Genomic DNA, 26,647 nt, shown 5'->3' with positions numbered 1-26,647 from the left:
ATTTGTAAATAGAATTGAAGTTTAAAAGATTCAATTTTGTATAAAATTATATGAAAGGTTTACGTATGTATAGTAGAATTAGTTGGAAAAGAATACTTGTATTTATGGTGATTGCTACGGTAATCTCTAATGTTTTTAGGTTTAATATTTTTGAATTAGATTTAGAAATAGAAGGAATACCTAGCTGGATGACCATCTTAACTAGGATATTACTTGGAGGGAGCGGTGTGATTATAGGCGCTTTGATAGCTATATCATTTCTTAAAAAAGAAAGGAAAACAGACATGACTCTTTTGGGAACGTCAATATCAAAGAGTCTACTAATGGCAGTAATACCAATAATCTTCTTAACTGTAATTGGAGTAAAAAATAAATTTGAATTAAATATACACTTTTACGGATTTATAGCAATTATTGGTACATTACTGTATTGTATTATGGAAGAGTATGGCTGGCGAGGATATCTGCACGAAGAATTAAAGACACTAAAAGCGTGGCAAAAATATGTTATTATAGGGTGTTTATGGTACCTATGGCATTTAACTTTTCTGGAGAAAGGGGCAACTGTTCAAAATAATATTTTTGCTTTATCTATGATGATTTTTGGAAGTTGGGGAATTGGTCAAGTAGCCACATCTACAAAATCGATATTGGCAAGTGCTTGTTTTCATCTAATTATTCAAATAATGATGTTTAATGGTTTTATCAGAGATGGGATTACTATATCGGAGAAGTTGTTAATTTTAAGTATTTCAATAGCTATATGGTTTGTAATTGTCAAGAAATGGGAAAAAGAAAATACGGGAACACTTAATAAAGAATAACAAAACCATAATTATACGCTAGCATTTAGTCAGCAGTCAAAATTCATGTTCAGGATCATATCAACTATTTTTCGTATCTTAATACAATGAATTTACCAAGCGAAGCATACGAGATATTTATTGCCGTTATTTTAGTTGCTGTAGGGATGACATTAGTTAGTTACATCACTAAACGTAGCCGTAATTTTAGAAGTAGGAGAAATACAAAAGCAAGGCGGTAGTTTTCTTCTTATAAACGACCATGTTTTAAATTTCGAATACGCTACAATGATTACCCTCTTAGTAGATTAGAAAGATAGCTATAATAGCACAAGGCTAAGAAGACTTCATTTACTATAAAAACAGCATGCCTTTTAACGGTGTGTAGTACCCTTAACTCATTAGGATCATTTGATGTTAAAAAACTCTTAATTAACAAGGTTGTGCCATCGTGATGCACGTATCTTTAAAGACTAAATAATCATTAAATATTATGTTCCTAAAAAAAATCCTCTTAGCAGGATTGGTTTTTTGTTCGTTTGTTATGTACGGACAAGACTATTTCCCTGCAAATGACGGTGTAAAATCTAAAAATGAAAATTACACGGTCTTCACTAATGCAACCATTCACACATCCCCAACAGAAATCATCAAAAACGGAATACTTGTCGTTCAAGATGGGAAAGTAGTACGTGTCGGAAAATCTTTTCCCGTCCCTGCAAATGCTATTACTGTAGATGTATCTGGAAAACATATCTATCCTTCTTTTATAGATATGTACACCAATTTTGGTATTGAAAAACCAAAACGTGCTAGTGGCGGTGGTCGTGGTTCTCAATATGATAATACCCGTGAAGGCTATTACTGGAATGACCATATCCGTTCGGAGGTACAAGGAATAAACGATTTTGAATATAGTAGTAGAGATGCAAAGGCATTTATTGAAGCTGGATTTGGTGTTGTTGCAACACACCAACAAGATGGAATCGCAAGAGGTACTGGAGCATTAATCGCACTGAACTCTGAAGGAAATACGGCACATAGAGTCCTTGACCAGAATGTAGCACAATACTTTTCTTTTGATAAAAGTAATACCTCAAGACAATCGTATCCTACTTCTAAAATGGGAGCAATGTCTTTAATGCGTCAATTACACCATGATTTAGATTGGTATGAAAAAGGAAATATAAATACAAAAGACCTTTCTTTAGAAGCGCTTACGCGAAATAAAACGCTGCCACAATTCTTTGAGGGAGATGATGTATATGATGCCATACGTATAGATGGTATTGGAGATCAATTCGGGTTGAATTATGTAATAGTAGCTGGAGGTGACGAGTATAAGCGTATGAATGATATTAAAAATCTAAATAGAACGTTTATCCTTCCGTTAGATTTTCCAGATGCATATGACGTAGAAGATCCATATACTGCAGCTTATATCGACTTAAATGATATGCGTCACTGGAATCAAGCGCCTACTAACCCTAAACTGTTTGAAGCAAACGGCATCCCATTTGCCCTGACGACTTTTAAATTGAAATCTCCAAAAGAGTTTAAAGGACAGTTAATGAAAGCTATCAAACACGGACTTTCAAAAGAAAAAGCATTGGCTGCTTTAACAACAGTGCCAGCACAATTATTAGGAAAAAGTGATGAGATAGGAAGTTTGAAAACCGGTGCTTGGGCAAACTTCATGATTACCTCAGGAGAACTTTTTGAAGCTAAAACAAAACTTTACGAACACTGGATTCAAGGACAGAAAACAGTAGTAAAGAATATGAATACAGTAGATATTGATGGCACCTATGCAATGCGTATGGCGGGTACATCTTATACACTGACTGTGAAAAATTCAACATCTGGAAAGGCAGGATTCATACTTAAAAATGGTGATGATGAGATAAAGAGTGAAGGGAAGTATGCAAATGCTTGGGTAAACGTAACCTTCCCAGGAAGAGGTAATAAGTTTGTACGTCTTGCTGGACAAGTGATCAACGATCGTTTTACAGGAAAGGCAGTATTACCTAATGGTGATGAAGAATCTGTAAGTGCTTCAAGAGTACCTGCTAAAGATGATAAAAAAGAAAAGGATAAGAAAAAGGATGATAATAAGGCTCCAGTAATTATGCCGATGACTTATCCAAATATTGCTTTTGGTTTTAAACAACAACCAAGTCAAGAAGATATCTTAATTAGAAATGCTACCGTTTGGACCAATGAAGCCGATGGTATCTTAGAAAATACAGATGTATTAATTAAGGATGGTAAGATTAGTAAAGTAGGGAAAAACCTTTCTGCAGGTAGAGCCAAAGTGATTGATGGAACTGGAAAACATGTAACTTCTGGTATTATTGATGAGCATTCTCATATTGCTGCTTTTGCTATTAATGAAGCAGGACATAACTCGACCGCTGAGGTTCGTATGTCTGATGTGATTAATCCTGATGATAGTGACATCTACAGAAACTTAGCAGGAGGTGTTACTTCTATTCAATTATTACATGGATCTGCAAATCCAATAGGAGGACAATCGGCAGTAATGAAATTAAAGTGGGGAGCTTCTATAGATGAGATGCTTCTTAAGGATAAGAAGTTTATCAAATTTGCACTTGGAGAAAATGTAAAGCAGTCTAACTGGCAAAGTTTTAGCCGTTTTCCACAAACCCGTATGGGAGTAGAGCAAGTATTTGTAGACTACTTTTCGAGAGCTAAAGAATACGAAGCGTTAAAGAAAAGCGGAAAACCATATCGTTTTGATGAAGAAATGGAAACCGTGGTAGATATTTTAAATGAAGAGCGTTATATCTCTTGTCATTCTTATGTACAGAGTGAGATTAATATGCTCATGAAAGTTGCAGAGCGTTTTGATTTTAAGATCAACACCTTTACACACATTTTAGAGGGGTATAAAGTAGCCGATAAAATGGCTGCACATGGGGTAGGAGGATCTACCTTTTCAGATTGGTGGGCTTATAAGTATGAAGTAAATGACGCAATCCCTTATAACGCAGCTATAATGCACAATGCAGGAGTGGTTGTTGCTATTAATAGTGATGATGGAGAAATGTCTAGACGTTTAAATCAAGAAGCTGGTAAAATTGTAAAATATGGAGGTGTCTCTGAAGAAGATGCTTGGAAAATGGTGACATTGAATCCAGCAAAACTTCTTCATTTAGATACTCAAACAGGAAGCATTAAAGTAGGTAAGGATGGTGATGTAGTTGTTTGGTCAGATCATCCATTATCCATTAAAGCAAGGGCAGAACAAACGATCATTGAAGGAACGGTTTATTTTGATATCAATAGAGACGCACAATTACGTAAAGACGTAAAAGCTGAGAAAAGTAAATTGATAGAAATGATGCTTGCTGAAAAGAAGAAAGGTTTAAAAACGCAACCTGCAAAGAGTAAAGAAAAACAGCGTTTACATTGTGACACTACAGAAACGATACATTAATATTATGAGAGCATTAACAAAATATATGACGATAGCGTTCGTGTTGATCGCTTCCGTAGTAATAGGACAACAAACACCAGCACCAGCTCAAACAGAAGTATATACGATTGTAGGAGCTACCGCACATATTGGAAATGGAACTGTGATTGAGAATTCACTATTGATTATTGAAAATGGTAAGATTACAGTATGTGCAGATGCAACGACAACTAAAATAGGACAACGAGGTACCGTTATCAATGCACAAGGAAAACATGTGTATCCAGGATTTATTGCAACCAATACTACTTTAGGATTGGTAGAAGTAGGAGCTGTACGCCCTTCTAATGATGATGATGAAATAGGTAGTATGATTCCGCATGTACGTGCTTTAATAGCGTATAATGCAGAATCTAAAGTGGTAGAAAGTATGCGTCCTAATGGCGTTCTTATGGCACAAGTACGTCCATTAGGTGGTCGAATTTCTGGGACATCTTCTGTTGTACAATTAGATGCTTGGAACTGGGAAGATGCCGTAGTAAAAGCAGATGATGGTATTTATGTAAACTGGCCATCTAGTATGACAAGAGGTAGATGGTGGTTAGGTGAAGATCCAGGTTTTAAGCCTAATAAGAATTATGTTAAGGACATTGACGAACTGAAAACCTTTGTACACAATGCAAAAGCATATGGGAATGGAACTAGTGACGTAAACCTTCCTTTTGAAGCAATGAAAGGTGTTTTTGATGGCAGTCAGCGTTTATTTGTAAGCGCCAATGATGAGCGTCAAATACGTGATATTATCGCTTTTAAAAACGAGATGGATATTGAACACCTTATTCTTGTAGGTGGATATCAATCGTATAAAGTAGCTGAAGCGTTAAAAGCAAATAATATTCCTGTCGTTTTACAGCGAGTTCAAAACTTACCGGCCATGGATGATCATGATTATGATTTACCTTATAAACTTCCTAAGTTGCTTACAGATGCCGGAGTGCTTGTATCATTAGGATATGATGGGGAATACTGGCAAGTACGTAACCTTCCTTTTTATGCAGGGCAAGTAACGCAATTTGGAATGAGTGATGCAGATGCTTTAAAATTGATTACAGAAAATCCTGCAAAGATTTTAGGAGTAGATGCCACTGCAGGAACGTTGGAAGTTGGAAAAGATGCCACACTTTTTATTAGTGAAGGAAATGCACTTGATATGAGAGGAAATCAAGTAATGAAAGCCTTTATTCAAGGAAGAGATATTAGTTTAGAGACACATCAAACAAAGCTTTGGAAGCGTTATGCAGAGAAAGTAGAAATCAAGAAATAATAGTTTATATAGCTAAATTTCGGTTAATTTTTAAAAGCGATTACTACAACGTAATCGCTTTTTGTATATATCTGTATATGAGTGTGTTATATAACTTTGTTTAACGGTTAGTAAATGCTATTTATTTTTACGTAATTGCAATGCTTTTTAAAACCAATATATACATATGCGAGATACCCATTACATAAGTAGTGCAATCCTAGATCTGGCTACAATTTCTACGATTCTACAAGAAAATAAACGAATCGCTCTTAGTGAAGAAAGTCGTCTTAATATTAATGCCTCTAGAGCATATTTAGATGATAAGATAGAGGGAAATTCTAAGCCTTTTTACGGTATTAATACGGGATTTGGTAGTTTATGTAATGTTGCTATTAAAAATGAACATCTTACACAGTTGCAAGAAAACCTAATGCGTTCTCATGCTTGTGGAACAGGAGATTATGTGCCTAAATCTATCGTGAAATTGATGATTTTACTGAAAGTACAATCATTAAGTTATGGGCATAGTGGTGTACATATTAATACCGTAGAGCGTCTTATAGATTTTTATAATCTTGATATTCTTCCTGTAGTATATACACAAGGTTCACTAGGTGCTAGTGGAGATTTAGCTCCTTTGGCGCATTTATCTTTACCATTAATTGGTGAAGGAATGGTTTGGGAAGGTGATGAGCCCGCTTTCGCGAAAGCGATATTAGACAAACATAATCTAAGTCCTATAACTTTAAAGTCTAAAGAAGGCTTAGCATTACTAAATGGAACGCAGTTTATGGTTGCTTATGGCTTAGATGCATTGCTGAAATGCCATAAATTATCCTATCTAGCAGATATGATAGGAGCCATCTCTATAGATGCTTTTAATTGTAATTTATCTCCATTTGATCCTTTAGTGCATTATGTAAGACCGCACAGAGGACAAATCAAAACAGCTGAGCGTATTCAAGAGTTTCTGGCAGATAGTGAAATCGCTAAGACAGAAAAAGAAAACGTGCAAGATCCCTATTCATTTAGATGTATACCACAAGTACATGGAGCCACAAAAGATGCTATTCTTTATGCTTCTAATACGTTTAAAACAGAAATGAACAGTGTTACAGATAACCCTAACATTTTTGCAGCAGAAGATAAAATTATAAGTGGTGGTAATTTTCATGGACAACCATTAGCATTAGCACTAGATTTCTTAGCAATTGCTATGGCAGAAATTGGAAGTATAAGTGAGCGTCGTACCTATCAACTTATAAGCGGTCTGCGAGATCTCCCACCATTTTTGGTAGATAATCCAGGATTGCATAGTGGTATGATGATTCCTCAATATACAGCAGCTAGTATTGTAAGTCAAAATAAACAATTGGCAACGCCCGCGAGTATAGATTCAATTGTTTCATCAAATGGACAAGAAGATCACGTAAGTATGGGAGCTAATGCAGCTACAAAACTTCATAAAGTAGTAGAAAATATAGAAACTATCCTTGCCATTGAACTTTTGAATGCTTCACAAGCATTGTATTTTAGGGCACCTTCTAAAACGTCTCCTTTTTTAGAAGCTATTATTAGTGCTTATAGAACAGAAGTTCCTTTTGCAACAATCGATAGAGTGTTCTCTACAGATATTCATAAAACAAAAGCTTTTATGAATTCTATTCAAGTAGATAAAGACATGATTTTTAGTTAGAAAGTGTCTTGTTCATCCATGTAATGGCTTGATCAAGCGTGCTAAAGACTTCAAAAGGATGTTCAAAGAATTGACGTTCTATGTCGGCATTTCCTTTGTTGATAGGATCTGAAGATACCACAGCAATAGCTCGTATGTTAGAGTTTTTTGCGGTATCGAGATATACTGTAGGATTTACTGAATAAGAATGAATTCTATTTGAAATATAACCGTAGGTTTTTCCTTTAAAATGATCTTTACAAAATTTTAGAAATTGATTATTGTAACTGGTGTCAAAAGTGATGCCTTCTTTCATTTCGGCAATTACAATATCATTTTGTATTTTGACTTTTCCAAAGTCAAAATCAGTTTCGATAGTATTCAAATTTGTTATTCGTTAGGGGGGTTAGCAACTTAATTTATTGCTAATCTCGTGTAAAATAAGTTAAAAATCAAATCAATTTTACAGAGTATTAATCCTCAAAGATATAGGTGAATTATTTTACTAATGATTGTTAGTTCTATACTTTTTAATCATCAGGTGAACTTAATATATTAAGCAATTTGAGTACTGTTAAAGAATTTCTCAACCCAAGCAATTGCATCTTCAAGACTTTCAGTTACAATTAATTTTTTTTTAGAAAAACGTTTTTCAAACGCTACAATATCTAGTTTAGTTTTATCATCAGTGATAATGATAAACGTTTTCAGGTTCTTGATTTTATTGATATGAACATGTACTAACGGATCAAATGAATAGGAATTTGTACGATATGATATATATACAAAAGGTTGATAGTTAAGATGTTTATTTATGAGCTTTTCAAGGCTTTCTACATGATCTGTTTCTAAGTGAATTCCTTCCTTAATTTGATTGATCACATAGTTTTCATAAATAGACATAGAACAAATATCTAAGTCATAATGTTTTAACATAAGAAGGGGGCTTATGGGGGTAAAGATACAAAAATGTAAAAATAAATAGTCTATTCTTCTGGAGAAGGAACTAAAGATTCTTTTGGTTCTGGTAAAATCTCTATAAAATAGTACACGATACCACCTATACCATTAGCCAAAATAATAATTAGAATCCATATTAACTGGCCATTGTTTTGTTTCTTAAGTTTGGGGTTTTTAGTAACATGTATAATATGTATGATAAGCGCTGCAAGTCCAAAAATAAACATCAAAATCATGAATAGCATCGCTACGCCTAAGCCTGCAAAAAAGGTATCAGGTGGCCCTTGTGATTCAAAACCAGATGGATCACTCATGGTTCCAAAAACCATAGCAAAAAATGAGACGATGTATCCTATAAAACAAAGAATAGGCATAAATGTAAGTATGCCTATTCCTATTTTTTGTGATTTTGATAAGTTCATATTATGATTCTGTAGTAGTTGCTTTATCTATTTTAATAGTAAGCTCATTATTTTCACTATCTAAATCCATAGTGATACTATCTCCTTCTTCAAGTTTTGAAGTAATAATCTCTTCTGCTAAGGCATCTTCAATATATTTTTGAATAGCACGCTTAAGAGGTCTTGCTCCATAATCTTTATCAAAACCTTTATCACTTATATAATCTTTTGCAGCTTCTGTTAAGCTAAGGTCATATCCAAGATCTTTAATACGAATAAATAGCTTTGCAAGCTCAATATCTATAATCTTATGGATATCTTCTCTTTCTAAAGCGTTAAAGACAACAACATCATCAACACGATTTAAGAATTCTGGTGCAAATGCCTTTTTTAATGCATTTTGAATAATACTTTTTGCATTATCATCTGCTTGAGTTTTGCGAGCAGAGGTTCCAAAACCAACACCTTGTCCAAAATCTTTTAGTTTACGAGCACCAATATTTGATGTCATAATGATAATGGTATTTCTAAAATCAATTTTTCGTCCTAAGGAGTCTGTTAAATAACCATCATCAAGTACTTGAAGGAGCATATTAAATACATCTGGATGTGCTTTCTCAATTTCATCTAGTAATACAACAGCATATGGTTTTCTACGTACTTTTTCGGTAAGCTGTCCACCTTCTTCATAGCCTACATATCCTGGAGGAGCTCCTACCAATCTAGAGATTGCAAATTTCTCCATATACTCACTCATATCAATACGTATAAGAGAGTCTTCATTATCAAATAATTCCTTAGCAAGAACTTTTGCAAGTTGTGTTTTTCCAACACCTGTTTGTCCTAAGAATATGAAAGAACCGATAGGCTTATTAGGATCTTTTAATCCTGCACGATTACGTTGTATTGCTTTAGCGACTTTAGCAACCGCTTCATCTTGTCCTATAACATTACTTTTAATAGTATCTGGAAGGTCTGCTAGTTTATTGCTTTCTGTTTGTGCAATTCGATTTACAGGAATTCCTGTCATCATGCTTACCACATCTGCTACATTGTCTTCAGAAACGACTTCTTTATGAAGTTTTGACTCTTCTTCCCAACGTTCTTGAGCAATGGCAAGTTCTTTTTCAAGATTTTTCTCGTCATCTCTTAATTTAGCAGCCTCTTCATACTTCTGTTTTTTGACAACAGTTGTTTTAAGTTCGCGCACTTCTTCTAACTTACTTTCTAATTGTAGAATTTTTTTAGGCACATCAATATTTGTGATGTGTACGCGGGAACCTGCCTCATCTAATGCATCGATAGCTTTGTCTGGTAAGAATCGATCTGTCATATATCGATTTGTTAACTTAACACAAGCATCAATAGCATCATCAGTATAAGTTACATTATGATGTTCTTCATATTTTTCTTTTATATTTTGAAGAATTTCTATGGTTTCTTCTACAGATGTAGGCTCAACAATTACTTTTTGAAAACGACGTTCTAAAGCTCCGTCTTTCTCGATATGCTGTCTAAATTCATCTAGTGTTGTAGCTCCTACACATTGTATTTCGCCTCTAGCGAGTGCAGGTTTAAACATATTAGAAGCATCTAGTGATCCTGTTGCACCACCAGCACCTACTATGGTATGAATTTCATCTATAAAAAGAATGATATCATCATTCTTTTCAAGTTCATTCATCACAGCCTTCATACGCTCTTCAAATTGCCCTCTGTATTTAGTACCAGCTACTAAGCTAGCTAGATCTAATGTTACGACTCTTTTGTCAAAGAGAATACGAGAAACCTTGCGTTGTACAATGCGTAATGCAAGTCCTTCTGCTATCGCAGACTTACCAACACCAGGTTCTCCAATAAGTAGGGGGTTATTTTTCTTACGTCTACTCAAAATTTGAGATACACGCTCTATTTCTTTTGTTCTACCTACAACTGGATCTAGTTTACCTTCTTCTGCCATTGCAGTAAGGTCACGTCCAAAATTATCTAGAACAGGAGTTTTACTTTTCTTAGCACCTTTTGAAGTAGATGCATTTCCAAATGGATTTTCTTTCTCTCCTTCATTACTAGAATCTTGTTCATCACTAAATTCAGATTTTATAGGCTCTATATAATCTTCCTCTTCGTTTGCCATCATAAGTTTAAATTGGTCTTTTACGTTATCATAATCTACTTTAAGTCTATTTAATAACTTTGTTGTAGGATCGTTTTCGTTTCTTAGTATACACAATAATAAATGTGCTGTATTGATAGATGAGCTTTGAAATAATTTTGCTTCTAAAAAAGTTGTTTTTAAAGCACGTTCAGCTTGTCTAGTCAAGTGTAGATTCTTTTTGTCATTACCTTGTAATCCACTATTAGGATTTGCGGGACTTAAGATTTCTACTTTACGACGTAGATGTTCTAAATCTATATTTAAAGCACTTAATATATTAATAGCCTTGCCACTACCATCTCTTAGTAGTCCAAGTAATAAATGTTCTGTTCCTATAAAGTCGTGGCCTAACCGTAAAGCTTCTTCTTTACTGTAAGCAATCACATCTTTTACTCTAGGTGAAAAATTATCATCCATAATTTATATCTCCTTTACGTTCATTGTAAATTTAAGCAATATAGTTCAAAAACCATTCCGCTTACTATACTTAGTAGCTAATAGACAAAATAACTGACAGTTTGCCAAGCGTATTGTGTGGTAGTTATTAAAAATCCGTTGTTAAATATTGTTAATAAAAAATACGCTTTCGCGAAAGCGTATACCCATAAAAACCTTTTAAAATAGGTATATTGCTAGCTAGTAAAATTGACATAAAAATTTAATCAATCTATATATGGCAGGAGGAGAAAAATTGATCCCAATTAATATTGAAGATGAAATGAAGTCAGCGTACATCGATTATTCGATGTCGGTCATTGTGTCACGTGCCTTACCTGATGTACGAGACGGTCTTAAACCTGTACACCGTAGAGTACTCTATGGAATGCATGAATTAGGTATTCGAGCAAGTGGTGCTCATAAAAAATCTGCAAGAATTGTAGGAGAGGTATTAGGAAAGTATCACCCACATGGGGATACTTCGGTATATGATGCTATGGTACGTATGGCTCAAGAATGGAGTTTACGATACATGCTTATTGATGGTCAAGGTAACTTTGGATCTGTAGATGGCGATAGTCCAGCAGCAATGCGTTATACAGAAGCGCGTATGCGTAAGATATCTGAAGATATGCTTGCAGATATTGAAAAAGATACGGTAGATCACCAGCTTAACTTTGATGATACCTTACAAGAACCAAAAGTACTTCCTACTAGAGTTCCAGGACTTCTTATCAATGGTGCTTCTGGTATTGCAGTAGGTATGGCTACCAATATGCCACCTCATAACTTAACAGAAGTGGTGAATGGTACAGTGGCGTATATAGAAAATAACGATATAGAAATCGATGAGCTCATGCAACATGTAAAGGCTCCTGATTTCCCTACAGGGGGTACTATATATGGTTATGATGGTGTACGAGAAGCCTTCAAGACAGGACGTGGGCGTATTGTAATGCGTGGTAAAGCTACGATCGAAGAAGTAAAAGGTCGTGAGTGTATTATCGTTACAGAGATACCATATCAGGTTAATAAAGCTGATATGATTAAGAAAACAGCAGATATGATCAACGATAAGAAAATCGATGGGATTTCTGCTATACGTGATGAATCTGATAGAAACGGAATGCGTATTGTATACGTTTTAAAAAGAGACGGTATTCCAAATATTGTTTTAAATAAACTATATAAGTATACTGCATTGCAATCTTCTTTTAGTGTAAATAATATTGCACTTGTAAATGGAAGACCAGAAATGCTGAATCTTAAAGACATGATTCACCATTTTGTGGAGCACCGTCACGAGGTTGTAGTACGTAGAACAAAATACGAACTTAAAAAAGCAGAGGATAGAGCACATATCCTTGAAGGGTTAATTATTGCATCAGATAATATTGATGAAGTAATTGCTATTATAAGAGCAAGTTCTAATGCAGATGAGGCGAGAGCAAATCTTATAGAACGTTTCAAACTTTCAGAAATACAAGCAAAAGCGATTGTAGAAATGCGACTTCGCCAGTTAACGGGTCTAGAACAAGACAAGTTAAGAGCAGAGTTTGAAGAGATTATGAAGACCATAGAAGATCTTAAAGACATCCTTGCAAATAAGGAACGTCGTATGAATATAATTAAAGAAGAGCTTCTAGAGGTACAAAGTAAATATGGTGATGAGCGTCGTTCTGTTATAGAATATGCTGGAGGAGATGTAAGTATTACAGATCTTATTCCTGATGAGAAAGTAGTGATTACCATTTCTCACGCTGGATATATTAAGCGTACTTCTCTTACTGAGTATAAAACTCAGAACAGGGGAGGTGTTGGACAAAAAGCATCTACGACTCGTAATGAGGATTTCCTAGAGCATTTATTTGTAGGAACAAATCATCAATATATGTTGTTCTTTACCCAGAAAGGAAAATGTTTCTGGATGCGTGTTTTTGAAATACCAGAAGGCAGTAAAACGTCTAAAGGAAGGGCGATTCAAAATTTAATTAATATAGAGCAAGATGATAAAGTAAAAGCGTTTGTAACAACAAATGATTTGAAAGATGAAGACTATGTAAATAGTAACTATATTATCATGGCTACTAAAAAGGGACAAGTAAAGAAAACGTCTCTTGAGCAATACTCTCGCCCTAGAACAAATGGTATTAATGCCATTACTATTAAAGAAGGTGATGAATTACTATCTGCAAAACTAACAAATGGTGAAAGCCAAGTGATGTTAGCCGTAAAATCTGGTAAGGCAATTCGCTTTGAAGAAAGTAAGACAAGACCTATGGGAAGAGGGGCTTCAGGTGTTCGTGGCATAACTCTTGCTAATGAGAATGATGAAGTAGTAGGAATGGTTTCTGTAAATGATACTGAAAGTAATATTCTTGTTGTTTCTGAAAAAGGTTATGGTAAACGTAGTAGTTTAGAAGATTACCGTATTACGAATCGTGGAGGAAAAGGTGTAAAAACTATTTCTGTTACAGAAAAGACAGGAGAATTAGTTGCTATTAAAAATGTAACAGATGATGATGATCTAATGATTATTAATAAATCAGGGATCGCCATTCGTATGGAAATTGCATCTTTAAGAGTAATGGGTAGAGCAACACAAGGAGTAAAACTCATTAATTTAAAAGGAAATGATTCTATTGCAGCTGTAGCCAAAGTAAAGCATGATGAAGATGAAATAGATGAAGATGCTTTAGAAGGTACACCAGATGCTCCACAAGGAACTGAAGGACAAGCCGATTCAACTCCAAACACAAATACTTCTGAAGAAGAAGAATAAATAATAGGGTTGAATAAATTTTAATTAATTTTGTAACCCCTTAATATTAAACAATAGATAATGAAAACTAAATTTTTATTTGTAATAGCCCTAGCTTTTGGTGTATCTGCATTTGCTCAAAAGAAAGAAGTAAAAGCCATCCAAAAAGCACTTAAAGGAGGTAGTTATGGAGAGGCAAAGAATCTTGTAGGAGCAGCAGAAGCTTTGATAGGTTCTATGGATGATAAAACAAAACAGAATTTTTTATTAGCAAAAGCGCAAGCGTATTTAGGAGTAGATAATACAGACGCTGGAGATTTAAAAGTTGCTATAGAATCTTTTAATGAACTTAAAGGTACTAAGTATAATCAAGAAGCAGAAGCTGGTATCTCTAACGTGATAGTCGCTATGATAAACTCTGCGATAGGAGATCAAAATTCGCAAAATTATACAACTGCTTCCTCTAAATTAGCAGAAGCATATAATTACAGTAAAAAAGATACTATTTACTTGTATTATGCAGCTTCAAACTCTGTAAATGGTAAAGATTATGATACCGCTATTAAGTATTATAACGAACTTACAAAACTTAAGTTTTCTGGGATAGAGAGCTTATATTACGCGACAAACGCTACTACTAATATAGAAGAGAAGTTCCCATCTAAACAAGATAGAGATGTTGCTATTCTAACAAAATCACATATAAAACCTGTAGAGAAGAAGAGCGAATCTAAACGTGGTGAGATTGCAAAGAATATTGCTTTAATTTATATATCTCAAGGTAAAAATGAGAAAGCATTAGAAGCAATGGCTGCTGCACGTGCTGAGAACCCAGATGATCTTTTATTAATTCGTTCTGAGGCAAATATTTACTTAGAAATGGGTCAGTTAGATAAATATAAATCTACTATGCAAGATGTAATTGCTAAAGATCCTAACAATCCTGAATTATATTATAATTTAGGAGTAGGTGAAGATAAACAAGGGAATCGTGATGCAGCAATTGAATACTATGAAAAAGCTATTTCATTAAATCCAAAATATGCCGCTGCATACAATAATATTGGAGCACTTATTTTAGGTGGAGAAAAGGCAATTGTAGACGAGATGAATAATCTTGGAACTTCAAATGCAGATTATAAAAAGTATGATGAGCTTAAAGAAAAGCGTCAAGGTTTATACAGTAAAGCTGCTCCATATCTAGAAAAAGCATTAGAGAATCGTACTGACAGTGAAAAAGGTCGTGCGCGTTCATTAGAGTTATCTCGTACCTTATATGGTATTTATCAGCAATTAGGTGATACATCTAAAGCTGATGCGATGAAAGCTAAGGTTGAAGCATTAGAAGGAGGGAACTAAATCCCCTATTTATTACCATAAAAAAACCAGCTTTGCGCTGGTTTTTTTATGTCTTATTTTTTGTAACTATTTTTTTCTTTAAGAAAGAGTATCTCGGAACCGCTATTAATTTTGAATTTTGTTTTTAGTGTTTCTCTTTTTTTCATTTTTTGTAAAAAGACTTCTAAGTGCAAATGAGGACCTGTACTCCAACCTGTATTTCCACTGTATCCTATTAACTGTCCTTGCTTAATGTGATCACCTATGGCAACTGTAACTCCATTTTGTTTGAGATGTGTATATTCAGCAAATGTTCCGTCTGAATGATAGATGATGATATGATTATTATACTTTTTACATTCTTTGGTTCCACAACTTTGATAGTGCTGTTTTACAATTTTAATAACTACTCCATCTCGTATAGCATGTACTCCTGAACCTATAGGCATATCAAAATCTAATGCATTTTTATTGTGATGAGAAAAAGAGCCATTATATCCTTGATGTACTTGAAACGATTGTCCTTTTTCATAAGGGAGATCATATGCGTAATCAAGATCATATGTGTCTTTAGTAGCATCACCATAATTTGTCCACGATGTATAAGAAAACTTATATCCTCTATTTTTTTGAATAACCGTTAGTTGCGTGACTAGCTGCTTCTTTTGACGAGGAAGTACAGTATATACACTATTATTTTGATCTTTTAACTTAAGATTTGTCACCGTAAACTCTAATTGAATAGTGATAGGACAATATTCATTATTATCGGCATATAGTATATATCCATCATCACTTTTTTCATAATATACTTTTACGTCATGTTTAGCGTATCCTGTTAAAGTGATAAATAATAGAAGTATTGTGTAGCTAAGTTTCATATATACATTATAACTTCTTTATGATATGTTCTATTGTTTTCCAATTACGTGTTGTCATATTTTTTCCAAACGTATTTTCTAAAACTTTCATGGCTGTTGTTGTTTTAGAAATCGATACATCTAATACACTAAGAACAGTAGCATCTCTTTTTTCAATAATTTGATAGGACGTATCATCGCTTATCCAGGGCAGTGTTAGATGAGAAGACTTATCTTCTTTTAAAAATGACACATATAGCCTGATATCTTTTGTTATTGTTGTATTCTCAAATGGATTGCTTTCATACAGTTGTTGTAGCTGAGTCGCTTTTCGCACAAAAGTTGGGACAGGAAACCCAAATGTCTTTTCAAGAAGTACTTCGATATCTTTTTCTATATTTTTTAGATCCTGTTCAAGCGCATTAAAAATAACATTTCCAGAGTTTAATAATGTTACTATATCTCGATATGCGAGTTGTTTAAATGCTACTTTGAGATCAGCCATTGGGAGTTTATGATGTCCGCCAACATTAATACCTCTTAAAAATGCGATGTATGTTTTAGTTTTTAGTGTCATTGCTTTTATCAAATAAACTACTTCGAGGCAAGCCTCCGATCATGAAATCCTTTGGCGGTGCCAATAAATGTAAAAATACCTTTTTTAATGTTACGACGATTACTCACCTAAAATTTCAGATATCTAAAATAGGATTCTCAGTATATAATTTCGCGAAAGCGTATTTCTTATTGTAATCATTGATTTGTAAAACAGGTACTTATACGCTTTTTCAGAATAAGTTTAAAAAATACCTTGTGAGTGTTTTAAATATCTTAATAACAGTTATTTAGTAGTGTATATAGCGTAATCCGAAAAGCTATTTTTAATAGAGTAGGAATATATAAAACCCAAAAAAAATGACAAATACCTCACTATCAGAACATGCGCATTCTCAAATTGTAGAAAAACTAAAAACACTTCTTAGCGGAAATGAAGGTATGCGTATTGCGTTATTGGCTTCTTTAAATGCAGCTAATGATTCGGCAAAAGAGAACTTAAATAAAGACCTTTATCAAGCTATTAATAATGAGTTTAAAGGAAATGGTTGGCCAGTTACTATCGAAGCTTACTATGATTATTTAGATCTTTATGTACGATTAGTACCTAATGAAAGTAATGATCCTGAGTATCCTAATGCTTGGAAAAGTAATGGAGAAGAAAACGGATATAATCAAAAGGTGTATGATTTACTCTGTCAATTTTACTGGTTAGTAGATCAGAAAGTGCCAGATACAAGTATTACGTTACAAAGTTTTGATGATTTTGCAGCTTGGTTAGTCGAGTTTGCAAAAGCTTGGGGTAGTTTCTTAGATACAAAACTGTCTTTAACCAAAGAGAGCTTGCATTCTTTTAAATATGACACTATGTATAATTATCCATTATATGCAGCAAATGAATCAAGTTGGAATACATTTAATACGTTCTTTTATAGAGAGTTTAATGATGCAGACCCTAACACAGGAATAACACCATTACGTCCTATTGCGGCTCCAGATACTAATGAAACTATTGTCGCTCCTGCCGATTGTACTTTTAAAGAAGATTATCCTATTGATGAAGAAGGGAATGTATTAGATACAGATGGGAAAAAGACTAAAATTACCTTTAAGAAGACACATACTATTGGTACTGTGAATGAGCTTTTGGATAATAGTGAGTATGCTAAAGACTTTTATGGAGGAACTTTTATCCATTATTTTTTAAGTCCTTTTGATTATCATCGTTTTCATACCCCTGTGAGCGGGAAAATTTTAGAAATCAAAGCTCTTCAAGGTGACGTATTTCTCAATGTAAACTTAACTGAAGATGGACAATGGGATGCGCCTGATGGGGCAGAAGATGGATATGAGTTTCATCAAGCCCGTGGTCTTGTGATTGTAGATGCAGGCCCTGTGGTAGGGAAAGTGGCTATACTTCCTATTGGGATGGCTCAAGTATCAGGGGTAGAGATGTATACAGATCTCAAAGATAAAACAGTCGTAAAAGGTCAGGAATTTGGAAAATTTAGATTTGGAGGATCAGATATTATCATGCTATTTGAGAAAAAGCCAAGCGATCTCTATATGTTTAAAAAAGATCCTTCGCATAATCCTATTCATTTTCAGTATGGACAAACAGCAGTATACTGGAATAAATAAGGATTAGTACGCTTTCGCGAAAGCATATACAGCACTCATTTATTTAACCCGCATTATGCATTAGAAAATCTATTCCGTCTTGAAACTGCTGTAAAATATATCGTGTACTACGTTTTTAAATTTAATCATAGCCGAAGCTATGCTAAAACTCAGAAAACGTCATATTTCATTGCTGTTTTCAACTCTCATTACGAAGTTCTATAATTATAATGCGGGTTTAACGAGATGTCGATCGTTAAGACCATTTGTGAGGTATATGAATCCTAATAAAATGATATTAAATCCAACCCAAAATTGATTTAAATACGTTACATTAAATGTTATAAAGGAATCTTAGATGTATGCTAATATCTATTTAGATTCTTTATTTTATTTCTGAGAGGTTTTTCAAAATATAAATAACTTAAAGAAGAAAGAGTAATTAATATAAGTAATCGTACAAAAAACGATATTGTAAAATCTGCTTCTTTGTTTAATCCTAAATATTTATCCATTCTATAATCTGAGAAAATACGCCATACAGGTGCCTGTAATATGTAAATACCAAAACTTATTTCACCCAAGAAGACAAATGTTTTTTTCGAGATTAATTTTGTGAAACTATCTGTACTTAATGATATAAAGATGATTAAAGGAACAAATATGATTATAAGAAGCCCATTGTGATAGTTTAAACCAAAAGGATATTTTAATAAAATTATTAAAATAGCAATAGATATTAGAATATGAAATTTAAAATTTTTTTGTTTGTTTTTGAGCTTTTTTATAAAGTAAAGACCTGTTAGATTACCTATTAAGAATTCGTTAAGATGTAACAGTGGGAGGTATTTAATATCCTTAATGTTAAAATATGGTAATTCTATTATATTATAAATAAATAAATGAAATACTATTTGACTTAACATCCAAAATATAATAATCCAGATTGTTACTGTTTTTAGATTTTGTTTTGAATAAATCCTGTTAAATAAATATGGGAAGGTTATATAGAAAAATAATTCAACCGATAGAGACCATCCGGGATAGTTTATTGTAAGTGCTTTTCCTGAAAACCATGATTGTAACATCAGCAAGTTCAAAATTAAATCTGCTCCATTTATATTTTGAAATAAAAAGACTCCAAGAATGAGGATAATAGCTAATATATATACTGGATATATTCGAGCAAGTCTATTTTTAATATATTGAAAGAAGTTTATATTACTGTTCTTTCCGTATGCAATTATCATAACAAAACCTGATAAAACAAAAAAGTAACTAACCCCAATATTAGCTTGTTTGAATATAAATGAAGTATACTCTTTATGGAATAAATTAGCCTCTTTTCCGTAATGAAAAATCACAATAGCTATTGCTGCTATAAACCTTGTGAATGTTAATTGTTCAATTCTCAAAATACGTTTATGTTTTGTTTATCTGTAAGAATATGATTCTTTTGAAAAAAATATATTTGTAGCTTTTTACACCTTATTAGCCAATTAATTTAGAAATGAACTTTATTTTTTTTCCTAAGTGAATACTAAGTGTAGAAATTAAAACAGTTAGTATTGTTATTGATGGAATGCTTATAAGTGGATTTGCTAATCTCCAATCTAATCCAATCTTTGATAATAAGCTTAATATAAGTACATGAATTAAGTAAATACCATAGCTATGCATGCTAATTTTCGATAGAATATATGTAATTGGTTTAGACTTTATATTTACTTGCTTTATTAAAAGGAATAGCGCAATCGAATTTATCAAAACATTAGGCATTAAATATCCATAAAGCACTTCATTAAAAGCTAAGTTTTTAATAGATAAATAGTAAGTTCCAAGTATAGTAAAAATAAGACTTAAACTAAATACGGTTAACAGTTTATAGGTTTTAAATGAATTTAGTTTTGACAGATAGAAACCCAATATCATATACCCTAAAAAACCAGAAAAATTAACTAAATAAAGTTTTGGTAAATACCCTTTTAAACGAGGTATAGCATATATTATGGTGATACTCCAAATCAATAAGAAATATTGTATTTCTTTTTTTGAAGCATGTTTTATCCACTTTCTTAAAATAGGCATTAATAAGTAGAGACCTAAAAGAGTATAAATGAACCAGAGATGATATTGACTTCCATTAAATAAATTTCTGATAAAGTAGAAAATTAGGTCAATTACTGAATTAAAATCTTTATTGATATCGATAATTTTGTATATGATATATACTATACTCCAAAAAATAAAAGGAGGGATTATTCTAAAAAATCGCTTTTTAATAAAAATTTCTAGTTTATAATCTTTATTTAATAGTAAAGCCCCTGAAAGCATAAAAAAAACAGGTACGCAATACCTACTTAGGCTATCATAAATATTTCCTATCTGCCATGTATATATAGATACATCGCTAAATTTACTTAAGATAGGAGCCGATACATGAAGTAATATTACAGATATCGTTGCAATCGCCCTTAAATTGTTAGGCCATATTTGTGATTGTTTTGAGTTTTTAATCATTCTGTTTTTGGAGGTAATATGTTCTAATTAGGTATATGCTTGATGTAATCGTTTATTCATTAATAAAATATTCCACATTGCAAAAAAGTCAGTTTCTTTAAATGCATTAATAACAAATTTTTCAGAATCTATATTGGTAATGGTTTATTTAATCTTTATTCTTAGCTTCTTCAATAGCAAGGTCCTCTTTTGTGAATCCAATATAATTTCCTTTAAAATCTACCAGGCCTTTACGATTCCCATACCTTACATGAGCTAATTCTTTTTCAGGATATACTATTATTTTATCAAAAAGTAGCTCAATAATAATGTTTCCATCTCTATCTATATAACCTTTTTTGGTACCTCTAATTCCTGTTTTTTCTTTAGAGATAGTTCTTACTTCAGCATAACCATATTCATCAAAATCCTTAATAAAACCAAACTGAGGTGTTATAATATATTGACCTTCAGTATTGATGATGCCCCATTTTTTGCCAATTTTCACTTTAGCCATGCCCTGTTCATCAAAAGGGAAAGCATGATCATATTGTTGTGAAATAATGAATTCACCTTGCTTATTTATAAATCCCCATTTACCATTAATTTCTGCCGGAGCATAAGGTCCAGTTTTAAAACCATAGGCTTTATCAAATTTTAATTTGATGGCTTCATTACCGTCCTTGTCCATATACCCATATTTTCCATTTCTTTTAATAGGAACGAGACCACTACTATCAAATGGATAAGGGTCACCATATTCTAGCACAATAGGATATATGATATTACCCTTGTAATCTACATAACCGTATTTATTATTTTGGCTGACGCGTGCTATATTAGAGTTCTTAAAATCTGAAATCGTGGAGTATTTTTTTGGTTGGAAAATAGTCTCTCCCTTTTTGTTAACAAAACCAGTTCCTTGTTCTGTTTTAATTTTTGCATAGTCTTTATCCTGAAAACTTGCTATAGACTCAAATTTTGGTTCTATAATAAGTGTTCCTTTATCATTTATAAAACCATACTTTCCATTTATTTTAACTTTAGTGAGATCATATTTTCCATAATCACTAATTTCCTCATATATAGGATCGATTATGAGTTCATCTTGAGGATTGATAATACCGTATTTATTTTTTCCAGATGCATCTTTAATTCCAATCATGGCAAAACCTAATTTAGAAAATGTACCATCAAATTGACCCGCAGAGTCGTACTTTGCTTCAATAATAATATCACCATGTTTATTGATATATCCTTTTTTGTCTTGTAACCAAAATGGCGTTAATTCAGATTTAGAAAATGATACTATGTAATCAAATTTAGGTTGAATGATAATGTTACCTGTTTTACTAATTAATCCCCATTTCTCATTTTTTTTAAACCTGAAGACACCTGCAACATCGTCACTTTCTATACGTTCATATATAGGTTCTATAATCGTATTCCCTTGCTTGTCAATATAGCCAGAAGACCCATTTAACGTCACTCGTATATAATGCAAACTCTGCTTGAAACTTATGTACTCATATGTAGGCTTGACAATAATTTTTCCAGTATAATCCATTAAGCCATATATACTATTTTTCCTTATTACTGTATAATTGGATTCTAAAAAATTATCTTTAAGAAAGTCAAATTGAGGCTCAACTATAATAGTACCACTACTATTTATATACCCATATTTGTAGTTTTTGTCGTTGAAAGAATACAGATCATTAGTCTCTTGAGAATGAACAATTAGACTTTGTATGATGAATAAGAATTGAATGAATTTTATCACGGTGTTTTCAGAATTATGGCTAGTATGTTTGTATTTGCTAAGCTGAGTGTTTTAGCACCTAATTTAGTAATAAATACAAACTGAATAGAAAACTTGCTAGGATTTTGGAAGTAGGCTTTAACTAGCAATGAATTATACAAATTGTTAGCTCTAGTTTTTTATTCGGTTAGCCATTCATTAATTCCGTTTTCAAAATTCACTTTTAATATTCCTCCACGCATTCCAAAATAAGCTGTGTTTTCTTCGGTAATCACAGAATTTGGATATAAACCTGACCAAAATCCGTTATCTACTTTTTCAGTCAATTCCAATTTTGAATTTGCAAGAATAATATTTTTAGTTGTTAAAATCAAAAGCTTGTCATTAAAAATAATTGATTGAAAAGGACATCCACTTAATTTTTCCGTTTTAGCCACAAACCATTTTTTATTAAAAGCTATTTCACTTACTGTTCCGAAATCTCCACCTAAATGCGAAAGACCTTGAGTTATATAAATCCGGTCACCAAGTTGAAGTATGTTATGAACATTTTTTTCTTTTACGAGATAGCTTTCTTTTCCGTTTTCACTGAACCAAAAGAGCGCTCCACTCCATTCGCCTTTATTAAAGCCAATTAACCAACCGTTTTTCACTTTTAGAGAACTTGTTGGGCGAGAAAAGTAAGTTCTATTTTCTGTTGTTGGTTTTATCTCAAATTTGAAATCAGTTTTTTTGTCCCATCTTTCATTAGTCCATTCAAAACGGTTTTCTCCGTTTTCTTTGAACACTTTTAATGGTTTCCAGCCTTTAAAATTCCAAACATCTTCTTTCGTTGGAATCAGATTAGATTTCAATTCCGATATTTTTCCACTATCAGAGATGAAAATCACAAAACTTAATAGTATTAAAAGGAACTTCATAGGTTGTCTTTAAATTATTGTTAACGTCCAATGTATAAAGTGTGCAGGCCATTCAGTTGGCTTTCATTGGCTTTGGTATTTATTATTGCATGTGTAAGTTAGTATTTTCTTTTGGATTAGGTCGCCCTACGTTGAGCTTTTGGAATGCCTTGTGTGCTTTATACTGGGTTGTTGTCTGTTGCTTTCGGATCTCCTTTTTTTAGTTAGTATGGAATGTTCTTATTTTAGACATTTCACATATTGAACGTTGATGGTCAATTAGCGGTGTGGGAATAAAATTGATGCTCTTACCTTGTATAAAATGTCTACGTATTTTGTTTTTCGAATTATCTAATAGTTCGCAGATTTGATTTAATTAGAAAGTTGTAATTTGCTTATAGATCTAATTTTCTGATATTACTTTTATTTCCTTATTTTATGTAATACTGCGGCCGAAGGTAATTGACCATCAACGGTCTGGTATAAGAAATGTAGGGTAGGTAATAAACACTATCGCTTCGGTTTGATATTAAACCAAATATAATATTTTGCTTTTATCTTTTTTGTTGAAAACGCCAAATTTTATATTTGGCGACCTCATAGAGAAGCACAGACTTTCAAATTAAGATTAAACCGCCCTATGTTTTTTATAGATTGTTATATACCGTTTTCTTTTTTCCAATCAGTTTTCAAATATTTTAGAGTATCTTCTAAAGCTTTTCTTGAAGGTTTAGGATTAAAATCTAATTCTTTTCTTGACTTACTAATATCATAATCTTGTTTTAATCCATAAAACATATCCAAGTAATGTCTTTGTAATAAAGGCTCTTTACCTGTAAGTTTACTACTAAACTCCATTAAACCTGCTACGGAGTACAATAAACATTTTGGTACTTTTTTAGGCATTTTTAATTTTAGTTCAGGATATAATTCTGATGCTATTTTTACTGTTTCTTGTAATGTGGTGTGTTGCTCATTCGATAGAATATAGCGTTCTCCATTTCTACCTTTTTGCATAGCATTATATAGACCACAAGCTACATCTTTTACGTCAACCCAATTTAAAGTTATATTTGTGTCTACTGGTATTTCTCCATTTAAAACTTGTAATACTAGATTGTTAGAATAACTTAATTTATGAGCTTTAGAACCAATCATTGCAGAAGGTAAAACAAGAACAGTTCTAATATTATATTTTTCCCCTAATTCTAAAGCTAGTTTATCAGAATCGTTTTTAGAATTATAATACCAATTTCTTCGGTCTTTATTATATCCATTATCAACATTAGCAGGTAATTTCGTAAAATCTAAACTGGCTACAGAACTTACATAAACGATATTCTTGACACTACAATCTTTAGCAATATCGAATACATTTTGAGTTCCTTGCATATTATTATCATAAATTTCCTTTTTTGGATTTTTTGCCCACATACTAAAATTTGCGGCAACTGCATATAAGTTGGTAACTCCATGAAATGCTTTTTTTAATGATTCAATATCTGTAATGTCGGCCTGTACAACCTCGCAGTCTAAACCTTTAAAAGGCTCACTGTTATTAATATTTCTTACAGTTGTTCTAACTTTTTGGTTGTTGGAAAGTAAAAGTCTAATTAAGTTATTTCCTAAATGTCCATTTCCGCCAGTAACTAATGAAATTTCATTGCTCATAATTCTTGAATTTTATTTTGAGCAAATTTCAAAACCTTTTAATATGCTAGAAATAACATTTGTTAGAAAGCGACTTGTTTTCTAATACGACTTAAGGATTGAGGTTCCATTCCTAAAAAAGAAGCGATATTGTCAATAGATACATTTAAAGCTAATTTTGGGTATTGATTTACAAATTTCAGATAACGTTCTTTAGCAGTTAAAATTTGAAAATCTTTGACACGCTCTAATTTACAACTTAGATGTTCGTTGGTTACTTCTTTGACGAATATTGCCCAAAATTTTGTTTCTTTTTGTAAAATATTAAAATCAGGTTTCGATATTTTTATAATTCTGGATTCTGTGATAGTTTCATAATAATCTAAAGAAGGTGTTTCTGTCATAAAACTGTCTAAAGATGTGAAAAAATCTTGTTCATTTACAAGATGTTGTACTACAATCTTTCCGTCAACATTTTGATATCCTTTTACAATTCCAGTATCTAAGAAATAAATATATCGTTCCACTTTTCCTGCTTTAAGAAGATTAGTTTGAGCTGGAACTTCTTCTATAACTAAATGATTTTTGATTAAATCAATATCATTTTGAGTTAAAGTAATTTTTGATTTTATGTAGTTAATTAGATTTTCCATTTTGTGTTGTAATGGTCTAGTATAAGAAAAATAGGGCAGTTGTAAGCGATACTTTTCGGATTAAACTAAAGCCGGATTTTTAAATTTTGTTAATTATTTTTCCTCTTTTTAATTATACCAAATTTAAAAATTTAGCAGACATTCTAAATATACAAAACCTTTCGATTAAACACTTATTAGCTATGTTTTATACACCGTGTTAGGCTTAGTTTTTTTTAAGTTTTATTTCCTTTTCGCAATCTAAACATACTAAAGAGTCATTTGATACTCGATATTTTGTTCCAATATTTTTATATAAAATTTGGCACCTTTTTTTTGTATGTTCAGATATTTCATTTTTTAAATGTAATTCAAGAACGTTATTTTTTAAATTGTATTCTCCTAATGTTTCTTCTGTCATTTCTCCGCCGTGAGAAGTAGAACATAAAAAGTCATTGTTTTTATAAAGTTCAAGTCGAACCCAAATAAAATCAGCATTTTCAATACTAGTAAATTCCATTTCCTTTTTGCCAAAATAAGTCCATTTTATTATATCTCGAGGTAGGAAAACAGCTAATCCAAATCCAATTACAAAAACCAGAAGTCCAATTCGGTATTTTTCCCAATGTTTCTTTTGTTTAAAAATCAAAGAGTTTATTATTAGTCCAATTCCAATAATTAGGAATACTCCATACAATAAAGCTAATGGACCTGAATCATTATCGGTAAAGGTCCGATTTCCTGGTATTCTAAAATGGAATAACAATCCACCTGCAAGTCCAAAAAGAGAACTGGAAATCTGTAGGCTTCCCTAAAAATGTAGGCTTCCCCTTTTTAGGACACCTTAAAATTCGACAAATAATTATTATTTAGTTCAGGTTTGATGAAGAATTT

At 32.4% G+C, this 26,647-nt stretch carries 20 protein-coding genes; 7 read left to right on the top strand and 13 right to left on the bottom strand.

Features of this window, described 5'->3' with window-relative positions:
• Positions 1–50 precede the first annotated feature (50 nt).
• The 4 genes from Q1A01_RS19345 (at position 51) to hutH (ending at position 7,244) form a co-directional block, all read left to right on the top strand.
• On the top strand, positions 51–824 hold the full coding sequence (locus Q1A01_RS19345; RefSeq protein ID WP_299684155.1) for a CPBP family glutamic-type intramembrane protease: 774 nt from the start codon (positions 51–53) through the stop codon (positions 822–824).
• Between the two features lie 472 nt (positions 825–1,296).
• Positions 1,297–4,263, top strand: coding sequence for an amidohydrolase family protein (locus Q1A01_RS19340; RefSeq protein ID WP_299684153.1), 2,967 nt, complete (start codon positions 1,297–1,299; stop codon positions 4,261–4,263).
• A 4-nt stretch (positions 4,264–4,267) separates the two neighbouring features.
• A complete protein-coding gene (locus tag Q1A01_RS19335; RefSeq protein ID WP_299684151.1) occupies positions 4,268–5,566 on the top strand; it encodes an amidohydrolase family protein in 1,299 nt (432 codons plus the stop codon).
• 166 nt (positions 5,567–5,732) lie between these two features.
• Positions 5,733–7,244 (top strand): histidine ammonia-lyase, encoded by a 1,512-nt coding sequence (gene hutH, locus Q1A01_RS19330; RefSeq protein WP_299684149.1) that lies wholly within the window; start codon positions 5,733–5,735, stop codon positions 7,242–7,244.
• On the opposite strand, the gene Q1A01_RS19325 is transcribed toward hutH, so the two are convergent.
• The 4 genes from Q1A01_RS19325 to Q1A01_RS19310 all read right to left on the bottom strand — a co-directional run bounded on the left by Q1A01_RS19325 (position 7,237) and on the right by Q1A01_RS19310 (position 11,156).
• Positions 7,237–7,608 (bottom strand): hypothetical protein, encoded by a 372-nt coding sequence (locus tag Q1A01_RS19325; protein WP_299684147.1) that lies wholly within the window; start codon positions 7,606–7,608, stop codon positions 7,237–7,239. The genes hutH and Q1A01_RS19325 overlap by 8 nt on opposite strands.
• A 170-nt stretch (positions 7,609–7,778) precedes the next feature.
• Complete coding sequence (locus Q1A01_RS19320) at positions 7,779–8,159, bottom strand: hypothetical protein (RefSeq protein ID WP_299684145.1); 381 nt, start codon at positions 8,157–8,159, stop codon at positions 7,779–7,781.
• 50 nt (positions 8,160–8,209) lie between these two features.
• Positions 8,210–8,605 carry a PLDc N-terminal domain-containing protein gene (locus Q1A01_RS19315; RefSeq protein ID WP_299684143.1) on the bottom strand — a complete coding sequence of 132 codons (396 nt, stop codon included), beginning with the start codon at positions 8,603–8,605 and terminating at the stop codon, positions 8,210–8,212.
• Position 8,606: 1 nt separating this feature from the next.
• Positions 8,607–11,156, bottom strand: a complete 2,550-nt coding sequence (locus Q1A01_RS19310; RefSeq protein WP_299684141.1) for an ATP-dependent Clp protease ATP-binding subunit — start codon at positions 11,154–11,156, stop codon at positions 8,607–8,609.
• A 256-nt stretch (positions 11,157–11,412) separates the two neighbouring features.
• Between Q1A01_RS19310 and gyrA the strand changes: the two genes are divergently transcribed.
• Positions 11,413–13,959 carry a DNA gyrase subunit A gene (gene gyrA / locus Q1A01_RS19305; RefSeq protein ID WP_299684139.1) on the top strand — a complete coding sequence of 849 codons (2,547 nt, stop codon included), beginning with the start codon at positions 11,413–11,415 and terminating at the stop codon, positions 13,957–13,959.
• 60 nt (positions 13,960–14,019) lie between these two features.
• Positions 14,020–15,297, top strand: a complete 1,278-nt coding sequence (locus Q1A01_RS19300) for a tetratricopeptide repeat protein (protein ID WP_299684136.1) — start codon at positions 14,020–14,022, stop codon at positions 15,295–15,297.
• A 53-nt stretch (positions 15,298–15,350) separates the two neighbouring features.
• On the opposite strand, the gene Q1A01_RS19295 is transcribed toward Q1A01_RS19300, so the two are convergent.
• Together Q1A01_RS19295 and Q1A01_RS19290 are read right to left on the bottom strand one after the other, a co-directional pair.
• Entirely contained in the window at positions 15,351–16,157 is an 807-nt protein-coding gene (locus Q1A01_RS19295) for a M23 family metallopeptidase (RefSeq protein ID WP_299684134.1), read from the bottom strand.
• Positions 16,158–16,164: 7 nt separating this feature from the next.
• Positions 16,165–16,713, bottom strand: a complete 549-nt coding sequence (locus Q1A01_RS19290) for a DUF1697 domain-containing protein (protein ID WP_299684132.1) — start codon at positions 16,711–16,713, stop codon at positions 16,165–16,167.
• Between the two features lie 338 nt (positions 16,714–17,051).
• On the opposite strand from Q1A01_RS19290, the gene Q1A01_RS19285 reads away from it, so the two are divergent.
• Positions 17,052–18,332, top strand: coding sequence for a phosphatidylserine decarboxylase (locus tag Q1A01_RS19285; protein WP_299684130.1), 1,281 nt, complete (start codon positions 17,052–17,054; stop codon positions 18,330–18,332).
• 344 nt (positions 18,333–18,676) lie between these two features.
• Here the strand turns inward: Q1A01_RS19285 and Q1A01_RS19280 are convergent, their stop codons facing one another.
• The 7 genes from Q1A01_RS19280 to Q1A01_RS19250 all read right to left on the bottom strand — a co-directional run bounded on the left by Q1A01_RS19280 (position 18,677) and on the right by Q1A01_RS19250 (position 26,402).
• Entirely contained in the window at positions 18,677–19,726 is a 1,050-nt protein-coding gene (locus Q1A01_RS19280) for an acyltransferase (protein WP_299684128.1), read from the bottom strand.
• 76 nt (positions 19,727–19,802) lie between these two features.
• On the bottom strand, positions 19,803–20,831 hold the full coding sequence (locus Q1A01_RS19275) for an acyltransferase family protein (RefSeq protein ID WP_299684126.1): 1,029 nt from the start codon (positions 20,829–20,831) through the stop codon (positions 19,803–19,805).
• A 148-nt stretch (positions 20,832–20,979) separates the two neighbouring features.
• Positions 20,980–22,593, bottom strand: a complete 1,614-nt coding sequence (locus Q1A01_RS19270; protein ID WP_299684124.1) for a WG repeat-containing protein — start codon at positions 22,591–22,593, stop codon at positions 20,980–20,982.
• Between the two features lie 158 nt (positions 22,594–22,751).
• The gene (locus Q1A01_RS19265; RefSeq protein WP_299684122.1) at positions 22,752–23,492 is read right to left on the bottom strand and encodes a hypothetical protein; all 741 of its coding nucleotides are present in this window, start codon (positions 23,490–23,492) and stop codon (positions 22,752–22,754) included.
• 636 nt (positions 23,493–24,128) lie between these two features.
• A complete protein-coding gene (locus Q1A01_RS19260) occupies positions 24,129–25,142 on the bottom strand; it encodes an NAD-dependent epimerase/dehydratase family protein (RefSeq protein ID WP_299684120.1) in 1,014 nt (337 codons plus the stop codon).
• A gap of 62 nt (positions 25,143–25,204) precedes the next feature.
• Complete coding sequence (locus Q1A01_RS19255; protein WP_299684118.1) at positions 25,205–25,774, bottom strand: Crp/Fnr family transcriptional regulator; 570 nt, start codon at positions 25,772–25,774, stop codon at positions 25,205–25,207.
• 205 nt (positions 25,775–25,979) lie between these two features.
• Positions 25,980–26,402 (bottom strand): hypothetical protein, encoded by a 423-nt coding sequence (locus tag Q1A01_RS19250; RefSeq protein WP_299684116.1) that lies wholly within the window; start codon positions 26,400–26,402, stop codon positions 25,980–25,982.
• Between the last annotated feature and the right edge of the window lie 245 nt (positions 26,403–26,647).

Origin of the sequence: uncultured Dokdonia sp. (genome assembly GCF_947492815.1) — a bacterium.
GTDB lineage: Bacteria > Bacteroidota > Bacteroidia > Flavobacteriales > Flavobacteriaceae > Dokdonia.
Note: the sequence above shows the minus strand (reverse complement) of the source record. Positions and strands in the feature narration are given on the sequence as shown.